At 42.7% G+C, this 12,539-nt stretch carries 11 protein-coding genes; 10 read left to right on the top strand and 1 reads right to left on the bottom strand.

The window, feature by feature from the left end:
• Positions 1–91: 91 nt before the first annotated feature.
• From clpX to yihA, 5 genes are all read left to right on the top strand, one after another.
• On the top strand, positions 92–1,354 hold the full coding sequence (gene clpX / locus AC623_RS14175) for an ATP-dependent protease ATP-binding subunit ClpX (protein ID WP_049663499.1): 1,263 nt from the start codon (positions 92–94) through the stop codon (positions 1,352–1,354).
• 323 nt (positions 1,355–1,677) lie between these two features.
• Positions 1,678–1,839: a hypothetical protein gene (locus AC623_RS21540; protein ID WP_156187048.1), complete on the top strand. Its 162-nt coding sequence runs from the start codon at positions 1,678–1,680 to the stop codon at positions 1,837–1,839.
• Positions 1,836–3,506, top strand: a complete 1,671-nt coding sequence (gene lonB / locus AC623_RS14170) for an ATP-dependent protease LonB (protein ID WP_049663497.1) — start codon at positions 1,836–1,838, stop codon at positions 3,504–3,506. Before AC623_RS21540 ends, lonB begins: the two co-directional genes overlap by 4 nt.
• A 237-nt stretch (positions 3,507–3,743) precedes the next feature.
• Positions 3,744–6,074: an endopeptidase La gene (gene lon, locus AC623_RS14165; RefSeq protein ID WP_095407419.1), complete on the top strand. Its 2,331-nt coding sequence runs from the start codon at positions 3,744–3,746 to the stop codon at positions 6,072–6,074.
• On the top strand, positions 6,064–6,669 hold the full coding sequence (gene yihA / locus AC623_RS14160) for a ribosome biogenesis GTP-binding protein YihA/YsxC (protein ID WP_049663496.1): 606 nt from the start codon (positions 6,064–6,066) through the stop codon (positions 6,667–6,669). Before lon ends, yihA begins: the two co-directional genes overlap by 11 nt.
• A gap of 288 nt (positions 6,670–6,957) precedes the next feature.
• Here the strand turns inward: yihA and AC623_RS14155 are convergent, their stop codons facing one another.
• Positions 6,958–7,443, bottom strand: a complete 486-nt coding sequence (locus AC623_RS14155) for a LiaF transmembrane domain-containing protein (protein WP_049663494.1) — start codon at positions 7,441–7,443, stop codon at positions 6,958–6,960.
• Positions 7,444–7,627: 184 nt separating this feature from the next.
• Here AC623_RS14155 and hemA point away from each other — a divergent pair, with 184 nt between their 5' ends.
• The 5 genes from hemA to hemB are packed head-to-tail and all read left to right on the top strand — an operon-like array spanning position 7,628 to position 12,530.
• Entirely contained in the window at positions 7,628–8,971 is a 1,344-nt protein-coding gene (gene hemA / locus AC623_RS14150) for a glutamyl-tRNA reductase (RefSeq protein ID WP_049666652.1), read from the top strand.
• Positions 8,972–8,984: 13 nt separating this feature from the next.
• Entirely contained in the window at positions 8,985–9,818 is an 834-nt protein-coding gene (gene ccsA, locus AC623_RS14145) for a cytochrome c biogenesis protein CcsA (RefSeq protein ID WP_049663493.1), read from the top strand.
• A gap of 17 nt (positions 9,819–9,835) precedes the next feature.
• On the top strand, positions 9,836–10,771 hold the full coding sequence (gene hemC / locus AC623_RS14140; protein WP_442853573.1) for a hydroxymethylbilane synthase: 936 nt from the start codon (positions 9,836–9,838) through the stop codon (positions 10,769–10,771).
• The gene (locus AC623_RS14135; RefSeq protein WP_049663490.1) at positions 10,768–11,553 is read left to right on the top strand and encodes a uroporphyrinogen-III synthase; all 786 of its coding nucleotides are present in this window, start codon (positions 10,768–10,770) and stop codon (positions 11,551–11,553) included. The genes hemC and AC623_RS14135 overlap by 4 nt, the downstream gene beginning before the upstream one ends.
• Positions 11,553–12,530, top strand: coding sequence for a porphobilinogen synthase (gene hemB / locus AC623_RS14130; protein ID WP_049663488.1), 978 nt, complete (start codon positions 11,553–11,555; stop codon positions 12,528–12,530). The genes AC623_RS14135 and hemB overlap by 1 nt, the downstream gene beginning before the upstream one ends.
• Positions 12,531–12,539: the final 9 nt, after the last annotated feature.

Here is a 12,539-nt window from a genome sequence, read left to right as displayed (position 1 = left end):
TTCTTTGACTCCGACAGAGAGACTGAAACCGCCGTACGGGCTAGCCGATGAGCTGGACAAGCGATTAATTATTTATAAGGGGTGAAAAATATTGTTCAAGTTTAACGATGAAAAAGGGCAGCTTAAATGTTCTTTTTGTGGAAAAACACAGGATCAAGTACGCAAACTTGTAGCTGGACCCGGTGTATATATATGTGATGAGTGTATTGAGCTATGCACTGAAATAGTTGAGGAAGAGCTTGGGACTGAAGAAGAAGTAGAGTTTAAAGATGTACCGAAACCAATGGAGATTCGTGATATTTTGGATGATTACGTCATTGGCCAGGAACGTGCTAAAAAGTCGTTAGCCGTTGCTGTTTATAACCACTATAAGCGTATCAATTCAAACAGCAAAGTAGATGACGTGGAATTAGCGAAAAGTAATATTTGTTTAATCGGGCCTACAGGAAGCGGGAAAACCCTTCTTGCACAAACACTTGCACGTATTTTAGATGTGCCATTTGCTATTGCCGATGCTACTTCTTTAACGGAAGCAGGCTACGTGGGGGAGGATGTAGAAAACATCCTTCTTAAATTAATCCAAGCTGCTGATTACGATGTAGAAAAAGCAGAAAAGGGCATTATTTACATCGATGAGATTGATAAAGTAGCGCGTAAATCTGAAAATCCATCTATTACACGTGATGTTTCTGGTGAAGGCGTACAGCAGGCCCTTCTGAAAATTTTAGAAGGTACCGTAGCGAGTGTTCCGCCACAAGGTGGACGTAAGCATCCTCATCAGGAATTTATTCAAATCGATACAACAAATATTCTCTTTATCTGCGGAGGAGCATTTGATGGCGTAGAACAAATTATTAAACGCCGTCTAGGTCAAAAAGTAATTGGTTTTGGCCTTGAAACAAAGCAAGAAGAAGTGACAGATGGCTCTCTTTTATCTAAGCTAGTACCGGAAGATTTATTGAAATTTGGTTTGATTCCTGAATTCATTGGCCGTCTTCCAGTGATCGCAAGCCTTGAACAGCTTGATGAAGAAGCACTCGTTGAAATCTTAACCAAGCCAAAAAATGCGCTTGTTAAACAATATCAAAAAATGATGGAGCTTGATGAAGTGAACCTCGAGTTTGAAGAGGATGCCCTTCGTGAAATTGCTAAAAAGGCAATTGAACGTAAAACAGGTGCACGAGGACTCCGTTCTATTATTGAGAGCATTATGCTGGATGTCATGTATGACCTGCCTTCAAGGGAGGACATTAAAACATGCGTCATTACGGAGGACACAGTCCTCAACAACGCAGCGCCAAAACTTCTTGGCGAAAACGGCCAAAAAATAGACCTAACCAAAACTTCGGCGTAATATAGAAAAGCGGAAGGCGCTTGTTCAGCGGCGTATGGACTGGACAGCTCCGCATGAGATAAAGGAAACACGAAGAGCGTTAGCGATTCGATGTTGACTTATCGGAAGAAGGAGCAGGAAGTCCACTAGCCGCTAAGCGTCTGCAGCTGGACAATAGAAAAGCGGAAGCGGCCTGATTAGCCCGCTAGGAGGTTGGAGGGCTCAACAAGGAGTCCAAAAGCGTCTGGTGAAGTAAAAGAATAAAATAAACAATTTATGAAAACAGGACAGCTCAAAGTCATGCGGCTGCCCTGTTTTTTTGTCGTAGAAGAACTTCCGAATGAATGGCTGTTTATGAGTATCAAAATGAGGCGATACTGGCAAATAAGAAAACGGATGGTGAGAAGGCAGAGGATGGCTTCTGGAAGAACATAGGGGGCATCCCTATGGAAAGATCAGCCGTTTATGCAGGGATCACTTTGCTAGTATGGGAGGATACGATATGAATTGGACAGCAGTTGCTATTGCGGGACAGCTTGTGTTTGGATTGATTATCAGTCTTTATTTTCTTACGATGCTGAAAAAACAGCATGCGAGCAAAATAACGATTGACAAGGAATCGAAAAAAGAAATGGAAGCCATGAGGAAAATGAGGGCCATCTCTTTAACGAAGCCGCTTGCCGAAAAAATTCGACCACAGAACTTTTCGGATATTGTAGGACAAGAAGAAGGGATCAAAGCGCTGCGAGCGGCTCTTTGCGGTGCTCACCCGCAGCATGTCATCGTCTATGGGCCGCCGGGCGTAGGAAAAACCGCAGCAGCCCGTCTTGTATTAGAGGAGGCAAAAAGAAGCAAGCACTCGCCTTTTGCACAGAACGCTGTTTTTGTAGAGTTAGATGCGACGACCGCTCGCTTTGATGAGAGAGGGATTGCAGACCCGCTCATTGGCTCTGTGCATGATCCTATTTATCAGGGAGCTGGGGCTCTTGGGCAGGCTGGTATTCCTCAGCCTAAAAAAGGAGCGGTTAGTAATGCACACGGTGGGATTTTGTTTATTGATGAAATCGGTGAGCTGCACCCTATTCAAATGAACAAGCTGCTAAAAGTGCTGGAAGATCGAAAAGTCATCCTTGAAAGTGCATATTATAGTGAAGAAAATGAGAATATCCCGAGACATATTCATGATATTTTTCAAAAAGGATTACCGGCAGATTTTCGTTTGATCGGAGCGACGACAAGACAGCCTGAGGAAATCCCGGCAGCTATTCGCTCCCGCTGTCAAGAAGTGTACTTTAATGAATTGGATCATAAGCATTTAACCAATATTGCCCGTAAAGCGGCTGAAAAGGCGGGGATGGCTTTATCTGAAAAAGGATTGGCTCTTATTGCCGGACATACTCGCAACGGTCGAGAAGCGGTGAACTTGGTACAAATGGCTTCTGGAATTGCCATGATGGAAAATAAGAAAGAGATACTTGACCAGGAAGTGGAATGGGTGATTCGTTCAAGCCGCCTCTCCCCAAAATGGGAGTCGCGGATTCCGGAGAAATCAAAAGTTGGGCTCATTAATGGGCTGGCTGTTACTGGGCCAAATAGCGGGGCTCTTCTCGGAATTGAAGCAGCGGTCCTTCCTGCAAATGAGAAGGGAACCGTGACCGTAACCGGCATAATAGAAGAAGAAACGTTCAATCAATCGGCAAAATCGATTAAGCGAAAGAGTATGGCAAAAGGATCTGTAGAAAACGCGGTTACCGTTTTAAAATCAATCGGTGTACCGGTAGAACAGTTTAATATTTTTGTTAACTTTCCTGGAGGGATGCCGGTGGACGGCCCCTCTGCTGGGGCAGCGATTGCACTGTCTATTTATTCAGCGATATATGGTCATCCCGCCGATCACACTGCAGCCATTACAGGCGAAATTAGTCTTCATGGCCAAATAAAACCGGTTGGCGGCGTTTTGCAAAAAGTGCTAGCTGCAAAAGAAGCAGGGGCGAAAAAAGTGCTTTTTCCAAAAGAAAATGAAGCCCTTCTTTTAGAAAAAGTCGAGGGAATAGAATTAATTCCAATTTCCGAATTAGAAGAAGCATTTGATCACTTTTTCGATAAAGAGGCCGAGCGGAAAGGCCTTGTTCAGCCAGGGAATATTTTATCGAAAGAAAAGAAATCTATATAGCAGACAGAGGCTGCCTCATAAAGTAATATTTTTTACTTTTAGGGCAGCCCCATTGTTTGTTTTCTGCTAAAGTGAGGAATAGGTAAAAAGACAGGAAAATGATAATTCATTTCAAAAATGGACACTCTTATTTAAATAAGATAAGATTGTACAAAACACCTATTTTACGGCAGAAAGCGTGAAACAGAGAACAGGCGGCTGCTTTGCCTGATGTTTGAAGTGATGGAGGTTATGTTTATGAGTAATGAAACGATTCACACTGTGCCCCTCCTGCCACTCCGGGGATTACTAGTGTATCCTACGATGGTTTTGCACCTCGATGTTGGTCGCGACCGTTCGATTGAGGCATTGGAGCAGGCAATGTTGGACAATCATTTGATTTTTTTATCCACTCAAAAAGATTCCAATATAGACGATCCTTTGCAAGAGGATTTGTTTGAAACGGGTACTTTAACAAAAGTGAAGCAAATGCTTAAGTTGCCAAATGGAACGATCCGTGTGCTCGTTGAAGGCCTAAGCCGGGCAGTGCTGAAGCAGTTGGAGGATAAGGAAACTTTTTATTTAGCGACAGTAGAAGTGCATGAGGATGATGTCACAAAAGACCTCGAATTAGAAGCCTTGATGCGCACACTTCTTCAGTATTTTGAGCAATATATTAAGCTTTCCAAAAAAGTTTCTGCAGAAACGTATTCTACTGTAGCGGACATTGACGAGCCAGGCCGGCTTGCTGATATCGTAGCGTCTCACTTGCCAATCAAAATGAAGGACAAGCAAGAGATTCTTGAGACATTTAATGTAAAAGATCGTCTCAATCGGATTATTGATTTGTTAAATAACGAAAAGCAAGTATTGAACTTGGAAAAGAAAATCGGGCAGCGCGTGAAAACGTCTATGGAGCGTACGCAGAAAGAGTACTTTTTGCGGGAGCAAATGAAGGCGATCCAGCAAGAGCTTGGCGATAAAGAAGGCAAAACTGGAGAAGTTGAAGAGTTATTGAAGCGAATTGAAGAAGCCAATATGCCAGAGCATGTGAAAAAGACGGCTTTAAAAGAATTAAATCGCTTTGAAAAAATTCCTTCAAGCGCGGCAGAAAGCGCGGTTATTCGCAATTATCTTGAATGGCTTGTAACGCTTCCGTGGACGAACGCAACGCAAGATGATTTGGACATTGAAAAAGCAGAAGAAATCTTAAATCGTGACCACTACGGACTAGAGAAAGTCAAAGAGCGTGTGCTTGAATATTTGGCCGTTCAACAGCTTACCCAGTCATTAAAAGGGCCGATTTTATGTCTTGCTGGACCTCCGGGTGTCGGGAAAACATCTTTGGCGCGTTCTATTGCGGAATCTCTCGGCAGAAACTTTGTACGTATTTCCTTAGGTGGTGTGCGTGATGAATCTGAGATTCGCGGTCATCGCCGTACGTACGTTGGAGCCATGCCAGGCCGTATCATTCAAGGGATGAAAAAAGCGGGAACGATCAATCCTGTCTTCCTGCTCGATGAAATTGATAAAATGTCAAGTGACTTTAGAGGAGATCCGTCTTCAGCCATGCTTGAAGTACTAGATCCGGAACAGAATTTTAACTTTAGTGATCACTACATCGAAGAAACATATGACTTATCAAAAGTCATGTTTATTGCGACGGCTAATGATCTAGCAACGATTCCGGGACCTCTTCGCGATCGGATGGAAATTATTACGATTGCAGGCTATACGGAGCTTGAGAAAATCCACATTGCCAAATCGCACTTACTGCCAAAACAAGTAGAAGAGCATGGATTAAGTAAATCACAGCTTCAAGTACGAGACGATGCCATTCAAGATGTTGTCCGCTATTATACACGTGAAGCGGGCGTTCGGAATCTTGAGCGCCAGCTTGCCTCTATTTGTCGAAAAACAGCCAAGATGATTGTGTCGGAGGAAAAGAAACGTGTAGTCGTGACAAGCAAAAATTTAGAAGAATTTTTAGGCAAGCGCATCTTCCGCTATGGCCAGGCGGAAACAGTTGATCAAGTCGGTGTAGCAAATGGGCTGGCTTACACGACTGCTGGCGGAGATACTTTACAGATTGAAGTATCGCTTTCTCCTGGGAAAGGCAAGTTGATTTTAACAGGAAAACTAGGAGATGTGATGAAGGAATCAGCTCAGGCCGCTTTTAGTTATGTCCGCTCTAAAGCAAAAGAGTTGGATATTGAAGAAGATTTCCATGAAAAGTATGATATTCATATCCACGTTCCAGAGGGAGCGGTGCCGAAGGATGGTCCTTCTGCTGGTATTACAATGGCTACTGCTCTTGTATCAGCCTTAACGACTCGGCCAATCCGTCGGGAAGTCGGCATGACGGGCGAAATTACGCTGCGTGGCCGTGTGCTGCCAATCGGCGGAGTAAAAGAAAAATCGCTTGGCGCTCATAGAGCCGGGCTTAAGACGATTATCCTACCGCAGGATAATGAAAAAGACATCGAAGACGTTCCAGAAAGTGTGCGCCATGATCTAACATTTATTCTAGCTTCTCATATGGATGATGTGTTAAAAATAGCGCTAACAGGTGAAAATTATGAAGGTTAATCAAGTAGAACTCGTCATTAGTGCAGTAAAGCCAGCGCAGTATCCGGAAGATGTTCTTCCGGAATTTGCGCTGGCTGGACGCTCTAACGTAGGAAAATCTTCTTTTATTAATAGAATGATTCAGCGTAAGAGTATGGCTAGGATTTCATCTAAACCAGGGAAAACACAGACACTGAACTTTTATAAAATTGAAGAAAAGCTCTATTTCGTTGATGTGCCAGGCTATGGCTTTGCAAAAGTATCAAAAACAGAACGTGAAGCATGGGGCAAAATGATTGAGACTTATTTAACAACAAGGGAGCAGCTGCGTGCATGTATGCTCATTGTTGACTTACGTCATCCTCCTACAGAAGATGACGCCATGATGTATAATTTCTTAAAGCATTATGAAATTCCGGCCATTGTCATTGCCACGAAAGCAGACAAGATTCCGAAGGGCAAGTGGCAAAAGCATCTAAAGGTAGTCAAGGAAACACTTGATTTTGATCCTGAGGATGATATCGTGGTTTTCTCCTCTGAAACAGGGCAAGGAAAAGACGAAGCCTGGAAGATTATCCAAAAGAGAATGAAAAGCGAAAAAAAAGCTGCTCACTAATGTGTGAGCAGTTTTCTTTTTTTAAAAGTGGGTATTCTGTTGTAATATCATTTTTCCTTATAGGAAGAAGCCGGAAGTGCTATTCTAAATAACCATGTGTCATGGGAAAGGTTTAACTAATTGAGAGCCCGATGTCCTAGTTTTTATAAAATAAGATGTGTTTTTTCGCATAAGTTCAGCTGTCTGTTCATTCATCAAGTGGGTGAACGGCATTTTTATATGTACAGAAAAAGTGGCTGCTATATGTTTTCTAAACTGTCGCTTGGATAATAATAGCTAGGATTCATCTTACTTTCTTTTGACAAATAGAAGATAACCGCCAATGGCAATGAGAATAACAGGCCAAAATTGCCAAAGCGAGAGTGCGCGATTTTCAAGCAATCCGAGCCATTCGACTACTTTATCATAAAAAAGAGTAATAACGGCAAGAATAAGAAAAAGCAAACCTTGGAACAGACCATTTCTCGTTTTTTGATATTGCATTAAAAATCCCAGTGAGATAATTAAAATAAAAACACCTGTATCGTTAGACCAAAACCCAAAGTGATTGACTACGTGAAAATGAATGCCGAAGCCAGTTAGAATTACACCGGGCAAGATACTGTTCCCTTCCCGGCCGCTGTAGGCATCCGCTAAAAAGGCAAGGCCAATCACGATCAAAAGCGTTGGCCAGCTTAAGAAGGGCTGAAACCAGGCAATAGCAGCTTGCTGCAAAAAGAAGTAAAAGCCAAATCCAATTAAGATAGTGCCCGGAAAAATTCGCTGCTGCTTCATAAAATAGTTTCCCCGCTTTCCAAATTCCTAACTTGAATCTTAGTTCCTATTTTGTTACGCTAGCTAGTGGGTTTAAACAGAATTTATTGCTTTTAATGTTAGCATATGTTCACAATTTGTGAATAAGGAAAATTTGTTCCGTGTTATAATGGATGTAACAGATTTTTATGGGGGTGCTGAGAACGTGCATATTATTGTGGTGGGACTAAACTACAAAACAGCCCCAGTGGAGATACGTGAACGATTATCTTTTCAAGACACGGACTTAGAAAAAGCCATGTCAGAGCTCCGTAAGCAAAAAAGTATTTTGGAAAATGTCATTCTTTCCACTTGCAACCGGACAGAAATTTACGCGGTCGTCGATCAGCTCCATACAGGGCGTTATTATATTAAACATTTCTTAGCTGAATGGTTCGGGATGGAAAAGGAAGAATTTACTCCTTTTCTCTTTATCCATGAACAGGAAGCGGCGGTTGAACACTTGTTGAAAGTGACGAGCGGTTTAAATTCTATGGTACTTGGGGAAACGCAAATTTTGGGACAAGTACGATCAAGCTTTTTAAGAAGCCAGGAAATTGGCGCAACGGGTACGGTCTTTAATCATCTATTTAAGCAGGCTGTTACGCTTGCTAAGAAAGCGCATGCTGAAACAGAGATCGGTGCAAATGCTGTGTCTGTGAGCTATGCTGCTGTAGAGCTTGCCAAAAAGATTTTTGGCAGTCTTTCAGGTAAGCATGTCCTTGTTGTCGGCGCCGGTAAAATGGGTGAGCTGGCTATTCAAAATTTACATGGCAGTGGAGCGACAAAGGTAACTGTTGTGAATCGGACATTTGAGAAAGCCGCTACACTTGCCGAAAAGTTTGATGGCGATGCTAAAACGTTAGCCGAGCTTCAATGCGCTCTTGTTGAAGCAGATATTTTAATCAGTTCTACAGGCTCCAGCGACTATGTGATTACAAAAGAAAGAATGGCCGTTGTGGAAAAGATGCGTAAAGGCAAACCATTATTTATGGTAGACATTGCTGTACCACGTGACCTTGATCCAGCTATCTCCGATTTGGAAAGTGTTTTCTTGTATGATATCGATGATTTAGAGGGAATTGTTCAAGCAAATATGGCCGAGCGTCAGAAAGCAGCAGAGAAAATCGAATTGATGATCGAAGCAGAGATTGTTGCTTTCAATGAATGGATCAATATGCTTGGAGTTGTTCCAGTGATTTCTGCTCTTCGCCAAAAGGCACTTTCTATCCAAGCAGAAACGATGGTTAGCATTGAACGGAAAATGCCAAACCTAACAGACCGTGAACGGAAAATATTAAACAAACATACAAAAAGTATTATCAATCAGTTGTTGAAGGATCCGATTTTACAGGCGAAAGAACTGGCTGGAGATAAACGTTCGGCTGAAAAACTGGCTCTATTTACACAAATCTTTAATATTGAAGAGGAAGTAAAAGCGGAGAAACAGGCAAAAACAGCAGAACAGCCAATTCAGCAAGTTCAAACGAAGCCATTATTCCAAGTGTAAGCGGGGTTACTCGATGTTTGAACAAGGAATGGCCAGGCTCCACGAATTGATGGTAATTTTATATGCTTTAAGCATCATGCTGTATTTTATCGACTTTTTAAATCAAAACCGGAAGGCGAATAAAATCGCCTTCTGGATTTTATCGATTGTTTGGGCTCTTCAAACAATTTTTTTATTTTTATATATGTTCAAAACCGGTCGATTTCCGGTTCTTACCCTTTTTGAAGGGCTTTATTTTTATGCTTGGATCTTGATCACCCTTTCCTTGGTCATCAACCGGCTGCTGCGTATGGATTTTACCGTTTTCTTTACAAATATGATCGGTTTTGCCATTATGGCCATACATGCCTTTGCTCCTGTGCAAATGAAATCGCAGGCAATGGCCGAGCAGCTTGTTTCTGAATTGCTGCTTATTCATATTACGATGGCGATTTTATCATACGCTGCATTCTCGCTTTCTTTCATTTTTTCCTTACTTTACTTGCTGCAATATCGGCTGTTGAAGATGAAAAAATGGAGCCAGCGCTTATGGCGCCTTGGTGACTTAGATAAGTTAACGAAGTTTTCCTACGTATCAAATGCTATCGGTGTGCCGATGCTGTTGTTAAGCTTGATTCTTGGGGTGATCTGGAAGTTTATTAAACTTCCTGATGTCAGCTGGTATGACGTTAAAATTATTACTTCTTTTATTCTGTTGATTATTTACGGCATTTATCTTTACCTAAAAGTTCGCAAGGGGCTCTACGGCAAATCATTAGCACTGTTAAATGCTGCTGCCTTTTTAATTATCTTAATTAACTTTTTCTTAGTGAGCCGATTTTCATCGTTTCACTTTTGGTACAGTTAAAAGCAAAGCAGGAGGGTATTATGAGAAAAATTATTGTCGGCTCCCGCCGAAGCAAGCTGGCTCTTACACAAACAAACTGGGTTATTGATCAGTTGAAGAAGCTGAAGCCAGAATACGACTTTGAAGTAAAAGAAATTGTAACAAAAGGAGACCGTATTTTAGATGTAACGCTGTCTAAAGTAGGAGGGAAAGGTTTATTCGTCAAGGAAATTGAGCAGGCGATGTACGATAAGGAAATTGATATGGCCGTACACAGTATGAAAGACATGCCAGCGGAGCTTCCAGAAGGACTGACAATCGGCTGTATTCCAGTACGAGAAGATCACCGTGATGCGTTTATTTCAAAAAATCACGTTAAACTTCAGGATATGCCGGCCGGAGCCGTGATCGGAACAAGCAGCCTGCGTCGCAGTGCCCAGATTTTGGCAGCTCGTCCTGATCTTGAAATTAAGTGGATCCGCGGCAACATTGATACCCGTCTCGCCAAACTTGAGACAGAAGAGTATGATGCCATCATTTTGGCAGCAGCGGGGTTGTCCCGCATGGGGTGGGCCTCTGACGTTGTAACAGAATTCCTTGAGCCTGAACTTTGCTTACCGGCAGTAGGCCAGGGGGCATTAGCCATTGAATGCCGTGAAGATGATCAAGAATTACTCGAATTGCTTGCTGCTTTTTCAAATGAAGAAACAGTGAAAACGGTAACAGCAGAGCGGGCGTTTTTACATGAAATGGAAGGTGGCTGCCAAGTGCCAATCGCTGGGTTCGCCGTAATAGATGGCGAAGAAACAGCCCTAACGGCCCTTGTCGCTTCTCCAGACGGCAAAACAATTTATAAAGAAACAGTAAGGGGCAACGATCCAAAAGAGGTTGGCGTAAAAGCAGCAAGACTGCTCTCAGAGCACGGCGCAAAAGAACTGATTGACACTGTGAAAGCAGAGCTTGATGCCGAATGACGTCTGACCAGCCGCTTTTAGGCAAGCACGTATTAGTCACTCGTCCTAGAGGACAAGCAGACTCCTTTATTGATAAAATAAAAGCAGCCGGAGGAATTGTTCATTTCGTTCCTCTGATTGCTTTTCGCTCTTTTCTCGACAAACGGGAAAAGGAACGATTGCAGCAATTGTCTACATATGATTGGATTATTTTGACGAGCAAAAACGGTGTGGATTTTTTCTTTCAACGGTTAGAAGAGAAAGGAATAGAGTGGAAGAGCCTACAAGCTCGCTTTGCCGCCATTGGAACAAAAACAGCAGCTGTGCTAAAAAGCTATGGATTCCAAGCTGAATATATTCCTGAGAAGTTTTCTGCTGACCAGTTTGCCGAGGAAATTAACAGTGACCGCTTTGAGGCAAATAAGGTCCTCATTCCAAAAGGCACTCTTGCAAGAACAACGATTGCGGATGCCCTTAGAGAAAAAGGCGCAGCCGCTGATGAATGGGTGGTTTACGAAACGTATTTTCCCGAAGAAGAAAAGCAGCACTTAATTGATTTGCTCAAAACCGAAAAAACAGATGTACTGACGTTCACGAGCCCGTCTGCTATCCGACACTTTATGGAAAGTATCCAAGAAGCAGGCATTCATGAATTAAAGCAATCCGTCATTGCCTGTATCGGTCCGGTAACTAAAAAGGAAGCGGATCGCTTCGGCCTTCATACAATGGTTTGCCCGGATACTTATACGAGTGAATCACTGGCAGAGGAAATCATCCGCTATTTTAGAAAGGAAGAAGACTAATGGAACAACAATTTAAACGTCACCGCCGTCTGCGGCAATCAGCTAGTATGCGTGCACTCGTACGTGAAACGTATCTTCATAAAGAAGATTTGATTTATCCATTGTTTATCGTAGAGGGAGAAAATATTAAAAATGAGGTCCCTTCTATGCCAGGTGTCTTTCACCTATCATTAGACCGTTTAAAAGCAGAGATGGATGAAATTGTTGGACTCGGGTTAAAATCTGTTATTTTATTCGGCGTTCCAGTTGAAAAAGATGCAGAAGGAACAGGCGCTTACCACAACCATGGCATCGTTCAACAAGCGACTCGTTTTATTAAAAGCCATTATCCGGATATGGTCGTTATTGCAGATACGTGTCTATGCGAGTATACCGATCATGGCCATTGTGGAGTAGTGGAAGGTAACAAAGTTCTAAATGATCCATCACTCAACTTGCTTGCTAAAACAGCGGTTAGCCAAGCAGAGGCGGGTGCTGATATTATTGCGCCGTCTAACATGATGGATGGGTTTGTCGCGGCCATCCGCAAGGGATTAGATGAAGCTGGCTTTGAAGATGTGCCTATTATGTCTTATGCTGTCAAATATTCATCCAGTTTTTACGGACCTTTCCGCGATGCAGCCGATTCTACTCCGCAATTTGGTGACCGCAAAACGTACCAAATGGATCCGGCAAACCGCCTCGAAGCATTCCGTGAAGCGGAGTCAGATATTGAAGAAGGAGCAGATTTCTTAATCGTTAAACCAGCTCTCTCTTATTTGGATATCGTGCGTGATATGCGAAATGAATACAAATTACCAATCGTTGCTTACAACGTCAGCGGCGAGTATTCAATGGTCAAAGCCGCGGCCCTGAACGGCTGGGTGGATGAAAAAGCGATCGTGATGGAAAAGTTGATCAGCATGAAACGAGCAGGTGCTGATTTAATTATTACGTATTTTGCTAAAGATGCAGCCCGCTGGCTGAGTGAACAATAAGGGGGATTC

It is taken from the genome of Bacillus sp. FJAT-27231 (genome assembly GCF_001183975.1).
Taxonomy (GTDB): Bacteria; Bacillota; Bacilli; order Bacillales; family Domibacillaceae; genus Pseudobacillus; species Pseudobacillus wudalianchiensis.
This window is presented reverse-complemented; position numbering and strand designations above follow the sequence as displayed.